A 14866-nucleotide genomic window follows, 5' to 3' on the forward strand; every position below is an offset into this window, starting at 1 on the left:
ACCGTCTGCTTAGCTGCGTTGCCCGCGGCCTTGCGCTTCCGTTGGCCGCAACTGGACGGCGAGTTTATCGAGCACGCCGTTCACGTATTTGTGGCCGTCGGAGCCGCCGAACGTCTTCGTCAGTTCGATTGCCTCATTGATCACCACGCGATAAGGAATATCCAGGTGATGCTTGAACTCGAACGCAGCGACCATCAGCACCGCGCGTTCGACTGGTGAAAGCTGTTCGAGCGGACGGTCGAGGCACGGCTGGAGTTCGGCGGAAATGATGTCCGCTTCCTTGATCACGCCGTGCAGGATGGCGTCCAGATGTTCCTGGTCGGCTTTGTCGAAGCCTTGCGCGCCGCGCAACTGCGCGTCGATCTCGCCGCCGGGCGCGCCCGACAGCAACCATTGGTAAAGCCCTTGTGTCGCGAGTTCGCGCGAGCGTCGTCGAGCGCTTTTCATGCACGGTCCTCGTCGTCTTCGTCTTCATCGTCACCGCCGAGCTGTTCCAGCGCGACCGACAAGTTCGCCATTTCCACCGCCACGCGTGCAGCGTCGCGGCCTTTTTCCGTCATGCGGGCAACAGCTTGCTCGTCGTTTTCGGTCGTCAGGACTGCATTCGCGACCGGCGTGCCGAAGTCCAGTGCGATACGGGAAATGCCCGCGCCGCTTTCATTCGATACCAGCTCGAAGTGGTACGTTTCGCCACGAATCACGGCGCCAAGCGCGATCAACGCATCGAACTGACCCGATTCAGCCAGCTTTTGAAGTGCCAGCGGAATTTCGAGTGCGCCCGGCACGGTGACGAGCAACACGTCTTCACCAATCACGCCGAGCCGTTCAAGTTCTTCCGTGCAAGCATCCACGAGGCCATTGCAGACCGGTTCGTTGAAACGCGATTGCACGATCCCGATGCGCAATCCGTCGCCGTCGAGGTTCGGTTGGTATTGTCCGATTTCCATTATTTATCCGTTTTCAGTGTGATGCAGTGTGGTGGTTGGCGCGGGTCAGACCGAGCGTAAATGGGCGATGGAAGCGGGATCTGCCGATTCCGTGGAACTCGTGGCGGGACAACCCGGCATGGGGATGAACCCGGTCACTTCGAGACCGTAACCCGACATGCTGCCGAGCTTGCGAGGATTCGACAGCACCTGCATCTTGCCCACGCCCAGTTCGCGCAAGATCTGCGCACCGATGCCGTAGGTCTTGAAATCGATTGGGCGGCGTTTAAGTTCGGCCGCTTTGTCCTCGCGCTCGAACGCCTGGAAGACATCGACGAGATGCTCTTTCGTGTCGCCGCAATTGAGCAGCACGATGGCGCCCAGGTCGCGGGCCGCAATTTCCTTCATTGCTGCGTCCAGCGTCCAGGAGTGCGTGGACGAGTCCACTTCGAGCAGATCCAGCACCGACAGCGGTTCATGCACGCGCACCGGCGTTTCCCGATCCGGTGACGGCTGCCCGCGCACCAGCGCAATATGCGGCGAGCCGCTTGGCTGATCGCGATACAGCACCGCGCGAAACGCGCCATGCGCCGTTTGCATGGTGCGTTCGGCGACGCGCTCCACAATCGATTCCGTGCGTGAGCGGTAGTGAATCAGGTCGGCGATCGTGCCAATACGAATGCCGTGCAGCTCGGCGAATTCGATCAGATCAGGCAACCGGGCCATTTCGCCGTCGTCGCGTATCACTTCGCAGATCACCGACGCTGGCGTCAGGCCGGCCATTGCCGTCAGGTCGCAGCCCGCTTCCGTATGCCCGGCGCGGACCAGCACGCCGCCCGGTTGCGCCATGATCGGAAATACGTGACCCGGCTGGACGATATGCTCGGCTTTTGCGTCGTGCGCGACCGCCGCCTGAATGGTGCGTGAGCGGTCTGCGGCGGAGATGCCGGTGGTCACGCCTTCGGCTGCCTCGATGCTCACCGTGAACGCCGTCCCGTACTGGGTGCCGTTTCGCTGTGTCATCAGCGGCAGGTTCAGCTGGCGGCAGCGGTCTTGCGTGAGAGTCAGGCAGATCAGTCCACGGCCGTGGCGCGCCATGAAATTGATCGCTTCCGGCGTGACGAAATCGGCGGCGATGACGAGATCACCTTCGTTTTCGCGGTCTTCTTCGTCGACGAGGATCACCATCCGGCCAGCCTTCAGCTCGGCGATGATCTCTGGAGTGGAGGCGAGCGTCATAGCGTTGGTCGTCCGGTGCGAGAAAGGGCGTATTTTACGCCACCGCCGATGTCAACGCGCTGGTTTTGCCGGTTTTGCGCTGGTGTTGGCCATCTGGCTGGTTATTGGCGGGATGCCACACACGCGGCGTCAAACCTCCCCCAACCTAAATCCGCAAATTCTCACTCACGTAATCGATAAAAACCCGCAGCTTCGGCGAGGCGTAACGGCTTGCCGGCCACAAGATCCAGAAGGTGACGGTCTGGTCGATGAAATCACCCAGCACGATCTGCAGCTCGCCGCTCGCCAGCGCATCCCGCACGAGGAAGGTTGGCAGGAGGGCCAGGCCCTTGTCCTGAAGCGCGAGAAAGCCCAGGACTTCGATGGTATTGCTGACGAAGGTTTGCGGTAACTCCGGCTCCGCTTCCGATTCAGCAAGCCGAAAGGGCCAGCGTTCCAGCTTGCCGCTGGCGGGAAATTTATGCAGCAAACAAGCGTGCTGAACGAGTTCGGAGGGATGCGCGGGAACACCATGTTGCTTGAGATATCCGGTCGAGGCGACCACTACCTGTCCGCACGAACCCAGGCGCCGCGATATCAGCCTCGAGTCAAGCTGCTCGCCCGTGCGAATGACGGCATCGAAACCTTCTTCGATGATATCCACCATGCGATCGGAGAAATCGACATCGATCTCGATGTCCGGGTATTGCTTCATGAAGCCGTCCAGCATCGGCATGAACAACCCGGACAGTTGCGGCGTGCTGATCCGCAGCCTTCCGCGAGGACTGCCCACCGCGCCGGACAGTTCGGCTTCCGCCGCTTCGACTTCGCCCAGAATGCGCCGGCACCGCTCCAGGAACAAGGCACCTTCGGCTGTGAGCGTGACGCTACGCGTGCTGCGGTGAAAGAGCCGAACGCCCAAGCGTTCCTCGGTGCGCGCAATGCTCTTGCCGACCGCCGACGACGATACGCCCAGCAATCGTCCCGCCTCGGTAAAACTGCGGGTCTCCGCGACCTGCACGAACATCGAAATGCCGCTGAGGCTATCCATCAACGCATCCCGAAAGCAATTGCAGACATATTCATCCGATATGCCCGATACCTGAGCGTGATTTTCTTGGGTCCGAAGAAGGCGGCATCGATGGGCAACGCTACGGCGACCCGCTCGATTGCGGACATTTTAGTCCAATATATTCGGAACCTTAGCCCATTTTTCTTTTCCCGGACAGTCCATACACTCTCCTCAAGGTCAAAAACCCGCTGCTGATCAACATTCAACAGCCACTGAATCTTGAGGAAATCATGTCCAAACTTCATTCCAGCATCAACGTCGGTCCTTTTGAATTTTCCCATCGCGTCGTGTTGGCGCCGCTCACCCGCATGCGTGCCGAAGACGGCGCGAAACCCGGCCCGTTGATGGCCGAGTACTACGCACAACGTACTTCACAGGGCGGCTTCCTGATTGGCGAAGCGACCATCGCTGCGGCCAACGGCAACGGTTACCTGGGCGCGCCCGGCCTGTACGACGATAGTCAGATCGCCGGCTGGAAGGTGGTGACGGACGCCGTGCACGCTAAAGGCGGCCGCATCTTCCTGCAGCTTTATCACGCTGGACGCCAGTCCAACAGCCAGTTGCAGCCGGGCGGCGCCGTGCCGGTGGCACCTTCCGCCGTGTTGCATGGCGGCGTTGCCTACACCGAAGCGGGCTGGGTCCCGAACACGCCGAGCCGCGCGCTGACCATTCCCGAGATCGCCGATCTGGTCGAGAGCTTCCGCACCGCAGCCATTCGCGGCAAGCAGGCCGGTTTCGATGGCGTTGAACTGCACGCCGCCAACGGCTACTTGTTCGACCAGTTCCTGCAGGACGGCAGCAACAAGCGCACCGATATCTACGGCGGTTCGTTCGAAAACCGTGCGCGCTTTTTGATCGAAGCGACTCAAGCCGTCATCTCGGTGTGGGGCAGCGAACGTGTGGCCGTGCGCCTTGGCCCGAGCGGCACGTGGGGCGACATGTCCGACAGCAATCCCGAAGCGCTCTTCAGCTATGTAGCGGAAGAATTGGACAAGCTGAATCTGGCGTATCTGCACCTGATCGAGCCGCGCGTACTCGGTAACGTGGATGACGAAAGCAAGGACCAGAACCCGGTTGCCGCGCAACTGATTCGCAAGCACTACAAGGGAATCATCATCGCTGCCGGCGGTTTCAAGAGCGGAACGGCCGAAGCCATCTTGCAGGCGGGCGATGCCGACCTGGTTGCATTTGGCCGCGACTTCATCGCCAATCCGGATCTGCCCGAACGCTTGCGCCGCCAGTTGCCCTTGAATCCGTATGACCGCCCCAGTTTCTTCGGCGGTACCGATGTCGGTTATACGGACTATCCGTTCTATGACAAGGACCTGGTAGCAGCTTAAGCGAAACATAAGCGGAGCATGTGATGACCTCGACTCACTCGACGGGCGCACGCATTTCGCTTGCGCCGCTTTACTGGCTGGCCCTCGGTACCTTCGCAGTCGGCACCGAGAGCTTCATGATCGCCGGCCTGCTGCCCGACATGGCGGCAGACCTGCACACCAGCATCGTTGCCACGGGTCAGCTGGTGACCGTGTTTGCTTTGGCCTACGCGTTCAGTTCGCCGGTCCTGACGGCTCTGACTGGCGGGTTTCATCGGCGAACGCTGATGATCCTGTCGCTTTCAGCCTTCACGCTGGCTAACCTGATTGCGTGGGGCGCCCAGAATTATTGGGAATTGATGGCGGCTCGCGTCTTGCTCGCCGCGGCTGCCGGTTTGTACGTTCCCGGCGCGAATGCCCTGGCGGGCGCTATCGCCGGTCCGGAACGGCGTGGTACAGCACTGGCTATCGTCAACGGCGGCATCACGATCGCGGTGGCGTTCGGCGTGCCGCTTGGCGCGCTGATCGGTGACAGGCTTGGATGGCGCATGACGTTTGCGGGCGTCGCTGCATTGTCCGCGATGGCTACGGCTGGATTGTTGTTCGGCTTGCCGCGCACGATCGGCGCAGGATTGCCGTCCGCCACGCTGCGCGAACGTATCCATGTCGCACGTCAGCCAGTCATCCTGATGACCTTGCTTGTCACCACGCTCTGGGCGATGGGCGCCTACACGATCTACACCTTCCTTGCCCTGTTCATCGCCAAGACGACGCCGTTGCATGGCGCGCAGATTGGCTATGTCCTATTCACGTGGGGCGTCGCGGCGGCGGTTGGTGTGTTCATCGGCGGCAAGGCTGTGGATCGCGTTGGCCCGCGCCGCGTGATCGTCCCGTGCCTGATTGTGTCGATCCTCGCTTTCTCGATGATGTCGGCAAGCGCGCACTGGTTGCCGGCGTCGATGGCATTGGTCCCCATCCTGCTGGGCGTGGTGGCCTGGGGCGTGGCGCACTGGTCGTTTTACCCGGCGCAGCAAGCGGGGCTGATCAGCATCGCGGGCATGCGTGGAGCGCCGATTGCCTTGTCGCTGAACGCTTCGTTCATGTATCTCGGCTTTTCGCTCGGCGCCGCGCTGGGTTCACTCACATTGAGTCTTACATCGGTCAGCGATCTTGGCTGGACCGCTGCTGCTTGTGAAATAGCAGCGTTTGTCCTGACGGTTGTCATCCGGAGGCTTGCGGTGCAGGAGCGGAAGCTGGCTTGCGCTGCTGCCTGATCGATGCATGAAGTCCTCCGGCACCATGGCGAACGGTTATAGGTTCGTTGCTTTCGATGTCCCGTCTATCCGGGGCTCACGTAGGTATCGCCGACCATCAGGTGGACGATTTCATCGCCATTGGTTTGCTGGACTGGCCGCTCCGCGGCCACTTCGCCACGCCGCAGCACGACAATGCGATCGGCGATTGCAAAGATGTCATGCAGATTGTGCGAGATCAGGAGAACGGCGACACCTTCGGCCTTCAACGTCGATATCAACTCCATGACCTTGCGCTGCTCGGGCACGCCCAGCGCGGCGGTGGGCTCGTCCATGATGAGCACGCGGGCGTTCCAATAGATGGCGCGGCCAATGGCAATGGCTTGTCGCTGTCCGCCCGATAGCATCTTCACGGGACCGCCAAGCTTGCGCTCGGGAATCACGATGTCGAGACGCTTCAGCACTTCGCGCGCGACCTGCGCCATACGCGGCCGGTCGATGACCTGAAAGCCGAGTTGCCGGCGTAGCGGTTCGCGGCCCAGGAAGATATTGCTGCCAACGTCCAGGTTGTCGGCCAGCGCCAAGTCCTGATAGATCGTCTCGATCCCGCGAGCGCGCGCATCCTGCGGATCGCGCAACTGCAACGGCGCGCCGTCGAACAGCAGTTCGCCTTGATCGGCCCGGTAGACACCGGAAATGATCTTGATCAGCGTCGACTTGCCTGCGCCGTTGTCGCCGGCGAGCGCCAGCACTTCGCCCGGCAGCAATTGCAATGAAACGTGCTTGAGCGCCTCCACGCCGCCAAAGCGGATCGAGATGTCGCGCACTTCAAGGATCGGCGTGGTCATTGAGCGCCTCCGAGGCGGTCCTTGTATTGATCGATCAGTACCGACAGGATGATCACAATACCCACCACGATGAATTGCCAGAACGCGTTGACATCGACGAACACCAGTCCGAACTGGATCACCGCGATGATCAGCGCGCCGATCAGCGTCCCGATCACATTGCCGGTGCCGCCGAACAGGCTCGCGCCGCCGATCACGACAGCGGCGATCGAATCGAGCAACATCGGCTCGCCGGCATTGGCAGCGCCTGCGGCGAAACGCGCGGTATAGATGATCCCGCCGACCGCGGCGAACGCGGCGGCGATCAGGTACACGACCAGCAAGTGACGTTTGACGTTGATGCCCGCACGCACGGCCGACTGCGGGTTGCCGCCGATTGCGTAGGTGTACTGCCCGAAGCGCGTCTTCGATAACAACAGATGCATGATCACCAGCAGCATTCCGGTCAGCACCACGGGCGTCCACCCGGCGCCGAGCCACGCAAGACCTGTGTTGTCCACCGACACGGTCATGCCGCTGCCGGCCGCGAGAAAACCTGCACCGCGCGCCACGCCATACATGCCGAGCGTGCCGATAAACGCCGGCACGCCAAGCCACGCGATCAGCACGCCGTTGACCAGCCCGGGAATCAGGCAAACCACAATCGTGAGCGGAATGGACACGAACAGGATCCATGGCGAGCCGCTGCCGAACAGCGTGAACTGCGCGACGCAGACGGCCGCGAGTCCCATCACGAAACCCGCCGACAGATCGATGCCAGCCGTGATGATCACGAAGGTCTGGCCGATGGCGAGCAACAGCGGAGCGGCGGCGGCAAGACCAATCGATTGCAGGTTGTAGGCGTTAAAAAGAAATGACCGATGAGCCGAGATCTGCGCATACACCTCGAAGAAGGCGAGCAGGGCGGCCAGGAACAGCCACGGCCATAGCTTGGTAATCAGCGCGATCTTGTCGAGACGCGAGTTATCCATGGAGTTATCCGCGTTGTTATGAGCAGAATCCGCGTGCGCGGAGGCGCACGCGGTGGAGACGATCTATCGATTAAGCCATTCTGTTGCGGCTAGTTCGAGTAGATGTATTGCTGCATGTCGGGCTTGTCGATATTGTTCTTATCGAGAACCTCGAAACCCGTGCTCTTGAGGGTGGGAATCTTCTTGCCGTGAATGACATCGGCGGCGTACTTGACGCCGTAATAACCAATTTCATCCGGACGCTGCGCAATCGCGATATCGACGAGGCCACTCTTGATTTGCTTGTCGATGCCCGGCACAGCATCGAATACGACCACCTTGACGACGCCTTGTTTGCCCGCCGCCTTTACGCCCTGAGCCGCGCCGCTGCCCGAGAATGTATTCGCGCCGAACACGCCCGCAAGGTCCGGATTGCGCGCCAACACCGCCGCTACGTGCGCAGCGGCCTGGTTGGCATCGTCCTCGTTGTACAGCGTTTGCAGCACTTTGACGTTGGGGTGCTTCTTCATCTCGTCGGCGAAACCTTCGGCACGCGCGTCGGTGCTTGATATCCCCGGCTTGTTGTTCTCGCAATAAACCGTGCCTTTGTCGCCTATCGCTTTAGCAAGCGCGCGTGCTGCGACCCGGCCGCCTTCGAGATTGTCCGAAGCAATATACGAGAGCGGGAAATCAGCGTCGCCCTTGCCCGTCTGATAGTGTCCATCGCCGATATAGGTGTCGACGGTAATGACCTTGATGCCGGCGTCCGCGGCCTCTTTCAGCGGTCCAATCAGTTGTTGTTTATCGACTGGCGAAATCAGCAGTACGTCAGGATGCTTGGCGATGAACGCCTTGAGGATAGGCACTTGCTCACTGGTGTTCCACGCTTTGGGAACCTGGAACAGCAACTCGACTTTCTCTTCCTTGGCCGCCCGTTCCGCGCCGCGATGCATTGTGAAGTAGAACGGATCAACCACGCCGGGCAGAAGAGCAATTACTGGATGCGCAGCATCTGCGTGCGCGAGTCCGGACAGCAAACAAACGATGATCGTTGAGGCCGCAACCGTACAGCGGGAAACGAAAGGCTTCATTTTGTCTTCCTCCAGTTTTTGAGTCCGACTCGCGCCGCCCGACTTGTTTTGCACGCTTCATGGCGACGGCAACCGGTTGTCCGGCAGTATAAGCGCGAGTGCTGTCAGTGACTATTGGAATGGAATGGCAACGCTGGTGACGGCGCATGTTCGGTGTCATCCGGCTGATGAAGGAGTGTTGCTCACCTCGCAGATAGCGTACGTGCAAGCCACCCCTTCGCGCGGCCTCGGCATGACCCAGATCGAAATGCGTGACGCTAGCTGGATTTCCAAAACGGGATCCGCTGATTCCGTTCCACGCGCTCAAGCAATTCGACGGGATGCGAACGCCGGCTAACCAGAGGCGACGGTCGTCGTTTTACAAGTTCGTGCGGACATCGTGAGAAGGGGCATTCGGTAACATCAATGCGGCAATCGTGAAAACCGGTCGAATTGACCTTGCTGCGGGCGCTTACCGGTCCGTATTGGCTCGAAAAGGCTGTTGATAAAATTTGATTCAAATCTGAAACATCGTACAAATACGGACTAAATAAATTTTGTAGATTTACTGCCAAATTTTGATATTTCGTCATTTTTTTCGGGAAATAGGGAAAAAATTCCCTTAAAAACAGGATGATAAGGTAACTATTTCCATATCTCACAGAAAGTTACAAGATGGATCGAGTCATCAATGATTAAAAACGTTTCTTTAATGTAACATTCCGCTCAGCATCGAGATTGCAGGTGCGAGCGCAAAAACCTTTTATTCAAGTAAGAAGTACTGACTAATTTGTCTGGTAAATAAAAGGACGAGCGCTCTGGTCCGCGCACGGCGAACTCCGTTCGTCTTGGCGAATTATCGCCGGCAGATCTGTAAGGCCGCGTGATCGATATGTAGCAGTCGTCCCGTTGTTCGCCTTCGTCGCACGCGACGTTCTGCGCAGGCTCCTTTGTGCATAAATCCCCGTCCGTCAGCCCGGTCACGGCACCCACGGACTATTCGACAACCGGATTTGTGTACGCCGTACTGGGCGCGTGACGCAAACCTCCGGGGTAAGGAAATTGAAATGATTTCCGCAACGGGGAGATTTGGTAGTACCCCTAATTAGATGGATTCGAAGCCGTATCGCATCGGCTGTGACCAAGATCCATGGCTGAGGGATGGAAGGGCTCGTGTTGGTCCGACCGCTAAGTAGTCGATCCGAGTGCTTTTTCACAAACATTTTCGTCGAGGTCCCTCGGCGATGGAGAAACTTGCGATGTTAGTACAACGAAAATTTAGAGCCGCATCCATCCTTTACCGTCGAGCAAACGATGAAGATGCCGGCCGTCTGACCTTCCAGGCGAGCACGAAGCTCGCTACTTCACTGCAGGCGCACAAAACCAGCCAGAACGGATAACGACCTGGCCGTTGAGGTGTCTCGTCTTTTTGATAAATTCTAAGGATTCCAAATGAACGATTTTAATGCGCGCCGCAAGGTTCTAGGTTGTCTTATCGCTGGCTGCATTGCGCCGCTCGTCAGTGCATGTGGCGGCGGTGGTACTGATAGCAGCGGCGCTGCTGTCGACGGCGCCGAAGCCAATGCTCAGAAGGCTGCAACGGGCAGTACGACTGCCTTCGCGGTCACATCGCCCGCGCAGAATGCCAGTGCAACGTCCACGTTCACCGTGAGCGGCACCGCAGGCACGCAATGGGTCAACGTCGCGGTCTATAGCGGCAGCACCAAGCTCAGCTCCGACGTGACGCCTTCTGGCGGGAAGTGGAGCGCGAGTGTCAAGATGGGCACGCTCACGGGCGCCCAGACGCTGACCGTGATGGCCTTCAGCGTCGCGGCAGGGAAATCAGGCGGTACGTCCACATCGGCCTCTTTGAGCGTGACGATCGGCGCTGCAGCGCCGGCGACTCCCGCTGCGGGCGTCTTGCCGTTCTACGGTATCAATGCCCATTACATCCAGGGCGGCCTGTATCAGTCAACTTCGCTGGCTCAGCAGGTTGCGTTGATGACGGCAAACGGGATGAAGACGTGCCGGCAGGACTGCTATGACCAGGCGGGCATGACCACGCTGGCCAACACGGTGATCCCGGGCATGAAGGGCATCACGGTGCTGCCGGTGGTCGCTGCGACGCCAACGGGTTCCTCGGTCTCCAGCGCCTATACCCAAGGCTACCAGTTGGGCGTTGCGGCCGCGAACACCTTTGCTGGCCTGGTGCCCGTGATCGAGATGGGCAATGAGATGGATATTGCCTGCGTGAACAACAACGTCGATGGCAATCTTCCGTCGCACTACAATTCCACCGCTCCGTTGTACATCGCCTTCCAGGCCGGCCTCTGCAATGGTTTCCGCAGTGTCGACACCACCGGCAAGACCAAGGTAATGCTGGGCGGCATCGCTTATATCCATTTCGGTTTCCTGCAAATGATCGTGAGCAACACCCAGCCGAATGGTTCGGCGATGTCCACGGCACCGGCAAACTTCGACATGATCGCGTGGCACTACTACTACACCGGCGGCAACATGGAATCGGTGTATGGAATTAGCGGCACGTACAACGTCTTCACGTCCATCGCGAAGATCAGCACGAAGCCTCTTTACTTCTCCGAGTGCGGTATCGGCCAGTCGTCGACTTCGGTTTCGGCAAGTACCGGCGTGGCATACGTCAATCAGGCAATGGCACAGATGGTCGCGCAGCCGCAAGTGGTCGGCTTTAACTTTTACGAGATGTACGACTTCACGGATGGCTACGGCCTCTACAACAACAGCGGCAAAGCCTATGGCTGGCAGTCGGCGCTGGCTTCGTTCATCGCAGCGAACCCCAAGGGTTAATCATCCAACCGCCTTCGGGCGGTTTTTTGTATTGAAGCGCTTTTCGCCCAGGCGACGCCATGGAGCTTCCATCCACGACCGGTCTGATCGGTGTGCTGGAAGCTCCGCCGGGCGGAGTGCGTGTGCTTTTGAATTCCCTGACCTGGCTTTGAGGCGACGGGAGACAGCCGATTCTCGGGGAATCGCGCTATGCCAATGGCTTGTAGCCGTCCTGAGACGTGCTGAGAATCCGCTCCACGTACCGCGCGATCAAATCGATCTCCAGATTGACCTTCGCGCCGGCCAACAAATGCCGCAACGTCGTGACTTCCACCGTATGCGGAATCAGGTTGATCGAAAACTCGCAGCCGTCGGGCCGATCGTTCACGGTGTTGACCGTCAGGCTCACGCCATTCACGGTCACAGAACCCTTATAAGCCAGATATTTACCGATATCGCGCGACGCGAGAATCCTCAGCTCATGTGACTCGCCAACCGGCGCGAAATGCGTCACTTCGCCAAGACCATCAACGTGCCCCGATACCAGATGCCCGCCCAGCCGGTCATGCGTACGCAGTGCCTTCTCCAGGTTCACATCGCCGGGTTCGGAAAGTCCTGCCGTCTTGTTGAGGCTCTCGCGCGATACATCGACGGCAAACGACGCCGCCGACTTCTCGATCACGGTCATGCACGCGCCTTGTATCGAGATGCTGTCGCCAAGCTGCACATCCGCGAGATCCAGCCCGCCGGAAGCGACTGTGAGACGCACGCCGGTATCGGCATCGGTAGCTGAACCCAACGGCGTAACTGCTTCGATGCGGCCGACCGCCGCGACAATTCCTGTGAACATCGTCGTGCTTCCTTAAATTGTGTGAGTTTTGCTGCGCGTCAGATGACCGGTTTTGCGTCCGTGGGCGCATCGGTTTTTACCACCGCGAAGCGCGCCAGAATCCGCAGGTCATCACCCAACCGGTCGATCCGATGAAACCGCAAATGCGGCCGGGCGTTGAGTGTATCGGGCGGGGCGAAATCGAACATGCCCGGCGCGTTGCCCAGCAAACTGGGCGCGAGATAGACCAGCAATTCGTCGACGCAGCCCTCTCGCAACAGCGAACCGTTGAGCTTGTGGCCCGCTTCCACATGCAATTCGTTAATCCCGCGATCCGCGAGAATACCCAGCATGGCGGGCAAATCGACCTTGCCGTGCTCGTTCGTCAACGACGTGAATTCGATACCCCGTTCACGCAGCGCATCGGCTTTCGCCGGGTCGGGCTCAGCGCCGCAAAACACCCACGGCGGCGTGCCTTCCAGAATCCGGGCGGTGAGCGGCACGTCCAGGCGGCTATCGATCAATACGCGTTGCGGCTGGCGCGGCGTTTCCACTGCCCGCACGGTCAGTTGCGGATCGTCCTCGCGCACCGTGCCAATGCCCGTCAGGATCGCGCACGCGCGAGCACGCCATGCGTGACCATCGGCACGCGCCGCTTCGCCTGTGATCCACTGGCTTTCGCCAGTCGGCAAACCCGTGCGGCCATCGAGGGTGGCCGCGACCTTCATGCGTACCCACGGACGGCGGCGCGTCATGCGCGACACAAAGCCGATGTTCATCTCGTACGCTTCATTGGCCAGCAGACCGCAGCGCACATCGATACCCGCATCGCGAAGAATCGCCAGTCCGCGTCCGGACACCGCCGGATTCGGATCTTCCATGGCGGCGATCACCTTCACGACCCGCGCGTCGATCAACGCATGCACGCACGGCGGCGTGCGGCCGAAATGGCTGCATGGTTCGAGCGTGACGTAAGCCGTTGCGCCGCGCGGATCGTAGCCCCGCGCCCGCGCGTCTTTCAACGCGCGAACTTCGGCATGATCTTGACCGGCGGGTTGCGTGAAACCTTCGCCGATCACATCGCCGTCTTTCACCAGCACGCAGCCGACGCGCGGATTCGGCGTCGTCGTGTACATGCCGCGCGCGGCCAGCGCCAGCGCGCGCTCCATGTGCGAGAAATCGGTCTGCGAGAACATGGCGGCGGCGCTTAGACGGCGACGCGGGCGAAGGCGCCGCGGGCGGCGTCGAGCGTCGCATCGATCACGGCGTCGTCATGGGCAATCGACACAAAACCCGCCTCATACGCCGATGGCGCGAAGTACACGCCGGCGTCGAGCATCTCGTGGAAAAACGCGTTGAAGCGCTTCGTGTCGCCCTGCGTGACTTCAGCGAAACTTCCCGGGATGGTTTCCGCGAAATACAAGCCGAACATGCCGCCGATAGCATCCGCCGAGAACGGAACCTTGGCTTTCTCGGCGACGGTAGCGAGGCCGTCGGCGAGACGGCGCGTTTGCTTTGTCAGCGTCTCGTAGAACCCCGGCGCCTGGATCAGTTGCAGCGTTTTCAAGCCGGCCGCGACCGCGATTGGATTCCCCGACAACGTGCCCGCCTGATACACGCCGCCGAGCGGCGCGAGATGCGCCATGATGTCCCGGCGTCCGCCGAACGCCGCCGCCGGCATGCCGCCGCCGATCACCTTGCCAAGACAGGTCAGGTCCGGCTTGATGCCATAGACTTCCTGCGCACCGCCGAGCGCCACGCGAAAACCGCACATGACTTCATCGAAAATCAGCACGGAGCCGTACTCGTCGCAACGCGCGCGCAGTGCTTGCAGGAACTCGGGCGTGGCTTTCACCAGATTCATGTTGCCGGCTACCGGCTCCACGATAATCGACGCGATTTCCGCGCCGAACGCGGCAAACGCTTCGTCAAGCTGTTCGACATTGTTGTATTCGAGCACGGTGGTGTGCTTGGCGATATCGGCGGGAACGCCTGCCGACGTCGGGTTACCGAACGTCAGCAAACCCGATCCCGCTTTCACGAGCAGACTGTCCGCGTGACCGTGATAGCACCCTTCAAACTTGATGATCCGGTCGCGCTTCGTGAAGCCGCGCGCGAGACGCAGCGCGCTCATGGTCGCCTCGGTGCCGCTCGACACCATGCGAACCTGTTCGATGGATGGCACCAGTTTGCAGATTTCTTCCGCGATCTCGATCTCGGATTCGGTCGGCGCGCCAAACGAAAACCCGTTCGCGAGCACGCGCTGCACGGCGTCGAGTACTTCGGGATGAACGTGACCGAGGATCATCGGTCCCCATGAACCAATGTAGTCGATGTACTGCTTGCCGTCGGCGTCCCAGAAATACGGACCTTGCGCGCGTTCGATGAACCGCGGCGTGCCGCCGACCGAGCGAAACGCGCGCACTGGCGAGTTCACACCGCCGGGAATGGTTTTTTGGGCGCGTTCGAAGAGAGCTTCATTTCTGGACATGACGGGGCCTGCGCTGAATGACGGGTTCGGCTGAAGAGGGCTGCGGCCGCTGGCTTCGTTTTCAAACCTGGATCAGCGCCGAAAT

14 protein-coding genes are annotated in these 14866 nt (G+C 60.1%); 3 read left to right on the forward strand and 11 right to left on the reverse strand.

The window, feature by feature from the left end:
• Positions 1–9: 9 nt before the first annotated feature.
• From nusB to ACMX25_RS02510, 5 genes are all read right to left on the reverse strand, one after another.
• Positions 10–447, reverse strand: coding sequence for a transcription antitermination factor NusB (gene nusB, locus ACMX25_RS02490; RefSeq protein WP_213762568.1), 438 nt, complete (start codon positions 445–447; stop codon positions 10–12).
• Positions 444–947 (reverse strand): 6,7-dimethyl-8-ribityllumazine synthase, encoded by a 504-nt coding sequence (gene ribH / locus ACMX25_RS02495; RefSeq protein WP_047896193.1) that lies wholly within the window; start codon positions 945–947, stop codon positions 444–446. The genes nusB and ribH overlap by 4 nt, the downstream gene beginning before the upstream one ends.
• Before the next feature lie 45 nt (positions 948–992).
• Complete coding sequence (gene ribBA, locus ACMX25_RS02500) at positions 993–2165, reverse strand: bifunctional 3,4-dihydroxy-2-butanone-4-phosphate synthase/GTP cyclohydrolase II (protein ID WP_414947985.1); 1173 nt, start codon at positions 2163–2165, stop codon at positions 993–995.
• A 145-nt stretch (positions 2166–2310) separates the two neighbouring features.
• Entirely contained in the window at positions 2311–3195 is an 885-nt protein-coding gene (locus ACMX25_RS02505; RefSeq protein WP_414947986.1) for a LysR family transcriptional regulator, read from the reverse strand.
• Positions 3195–3461 (reverse strand): hypothetical protein, encoded by a 267-nt coding sequence (locus ACMX25_RS02510; protein ID WP_414947987.1) that lies wholly within the window; start codon positions 3459–3461, stop codon positions 3195–3197. Before ACMX25_RS02510 ends, ACMX25_RS02505 begins: the two co-directional genes overlap by 1 nt.
• Between ACMX25_RS02510 and ACMX25_RS02515 the strand changes: the two genes are divergently transcribed.
• A complete protein-coding gene (locus tag ACMX25_RS02515; protein ID WP_414947988.1) occupies positions 3447–4556 on the forward strand; it encodes an alkene reductase in 1110 nt (369 codons plus the stop codon). The genes ACMX25_RS02510 and ACMX25_RS02515 overlap by 15 nt on opposite strands.
• 23 nt (positions 4557–4579) lie before the next feature.
• Positions 4580–5809 (forward strand): MFS transporter, encoded by a 1230-nt coding sequence (locus ACMX25_RS02520; protein ID WP_414947989.1) that lies wholly within the window; start codon positions 4580–4582, stop codon positions 5807–5809.
• A 65-nt stretch (positions 5810–5874) separates the two neighbouring features.
• On the opposite strand, the gene ACMX25_RS02525 is transcribed toward ACMX25_RS02520, so the two are convergent.
• The 3 genes from ACMX25_RS02525 to ACMX25_RS02535 form a co-directional block, all read right to left on the reverse strand.
• Positions 5875–6636 (reverse strand): ATP-binding cassette domain-containing protein, encoded by a 762-nt coding sequence (locus ACMX25_RS02525; RefSeq protein ID WP_414947990.1) that lies wholly within the window; start codon positions 6634–6636, stop codon positions 5875–5877.
• A complete protein-coding gene (locus tag ACMX25_RS02530; RefSeq protein ID WP_414947991.1) occupies positions 6633–7607 on the reverse strand; it encodes an ABC transporter permease subunit in 975 nt (324 codons plus the stop codon). The genes ACMX25_RS02525 and ACMX25_RS02530 overlap by 4 nt, the downstream gene beginning before the upstream one ends.
• An 89-nt stretch (positions 7608–7696) precedes the next feature.
• Positions 7697–8677, reverse strand: coding sequence for an ABC transporter substrate-binding protein (locus ACMX25_RS02535; RefSeq protein ID WP_414947992.1), 981 nt, complete (start codon positions 8675–8677; stop codon positions 7697–7699).
• 1431 nt (positions 8678–10108) lie between these two features.
• On the opposite strand from ACMX25_RS02535, the gene ACMX25_RS02540 reads away from it, so the two are divergent.
• Complete coding sequence (locus ACMX25_RS02540; protein WP_414947993.1) at positions 10109–11482, forward strand: hypothetical protein; 1374 nt, start codon at positions 10109–10111, stop codon at positions 11480–11482.
• A 187-nt stretch (positions 11483–11669) separates the two neighbouring features.
• Here ACMX25_RS02540 and ACMX25_RS02545 read toward each other — a convergent pair whose 3' ends face one another.
• From ACMX25_RS02545 to hemL, 3 genes are read right to left on the reverse strand one after another with little or no spacing between them, the layout of a single operon-like run.
• Positions 11670–12311, reverse strand: a complete 642-nt coding sequence (locus ACMX25_RS02545; protein ID WP_414947994.1) for a riboflavin synthase — start codon at positions 12309–12311, stop codon at positions 11670–11672.
• Between the two features lie 38 nt (positions 12312–12349).
• Entirely contained in the window at positions 12350–13486 is a 1137-nt protein-coding gene (gene ribD / locus ACMX25_RS02550) for a bifunctional diaminohydroxyphosphoribosylaminopyrimidine deaminase/5-amino-6-(5-phosphoribosylamino)uracil reductase RibD (RefSeq protein ID WP_414947995.1), read from the reverse strand.
• Positions 13487–13497: 11 nt separating this feature from the next.
• Positions 13498–14781, reverse strand: a complete 1284-nt coding sequence (gene hemL, locus ACMX25_RS02555; RefSeq protein ID WP_414947996.1) for a glutamate-1-semialdehyde 2,1-aminomutase — start codon at positions 14779–14781, stop codon at positions 13498–13500.
• Between the last annotated feature and the right edge of the window lie 85 nt (positions 14782–14866).

Origin of the sequence: Caballeronia eucalypticola (assembly GCF_047608185.1) — a bacterium.
Lineage (GTDB): Bacteria > Pseudomonadota > Gammaproteobacteria > Burkholderiales > Burkholderiaceae > Caballeronia.

Coding starts and splice junctions, on each gene's coding strand:
- ACMX25_RS02545 (WP_414947994.1), bottom strand. CDS start 12,311: ATGTTCACAGGAATTGTCGCGGCGGTCGGCCGCATCGAAGCAGTTACG.
- ribBA (WP_414947985.1), bottom strand. CDS start 2,165: ATGACGCTCGCCTCCACTCCAGAGATCATCGCCGAGCTGAAGGCTGGC.
- nusB (WP_213762568.1), bottom strand. CDS start 447: ATGAAAAGCGCTCGACGACGCTCGCGCGAACTCGCGACACAAGGGCTT.
- ACMX25_RS02525 (WP_414947990.1), bottom strand. CDS start 6,636: ATGACCACGCCGATCCTTGAAGTGCGCGACATCTCGATCCGCTTTGGC.
- ACMX25_RS02515 (WP_414947988.1), top strand. CDS start 3,447: ATGTCCAAACTTCATTCCAGCATCAACGTCGGTCCTTTTGAATTTTCC.
- ACMX25_RS02540 (WP_414947993.1), top strand. CDS start 10,109: ATGAACGATTTTAATGCGCGCCGCAAGGTTCTAGGTTGTCTTATCGCT.
- ACMX25_RS02535 (WP_414947992.1), bottom strand. CDS start 8,677: ATGAAGCCTTTCGTTTCCCGCTGTACGGTTGCGGCCTCAACGATCATC.
- ribH (WP_047896193.1), bottom strand. CDS start 947: ATGGAAATCGGACAATACCAACCGAACCTCGACGGCGACGGATTGCGC.
- ACMX25_RS02520 (WP_414947989.1), top strand. CDS start 4,580: ATGACCTCGACTCACTCGACGGGCGCACGCATTTCGCTTGCGCCGCTT.
- hemL (WP_414947996.1), bottom strand. CDS start 14,781: ATGTCCAGAAATGAAGCTCTCTTCGAACGCGCCCAAAAAACCATTCCC.
- ACMX25_RS02505 (WP_414947986.1), bottom strand. CDS start 3,195: ATGGATAGCCTCAGCGGCATTTCGATGTTCGTGCAGGTCGCGGAGACC.
- ribD (WP_414947995.1), bottom strand. CDS start 13,486: ATGTTCTCGCAGACCGATTTCTCGCACATGGAGCGCGCGCTGGCGCTG.
- ACMX25_RS02510 (WP_414947987.1), bottom strand. CDS start 3,461: ATGAAGTTTGGACATGATTTCCTCAAGATTCAGTGGCTGTTGAATGTT.
- ACMX25_RS02530 (WP_414947991.1), bottom strand. CDS start 7,607: ATGGATAACTCGCGTCTCGACAAGATCGCGCTGATTACCAAGCTATGG.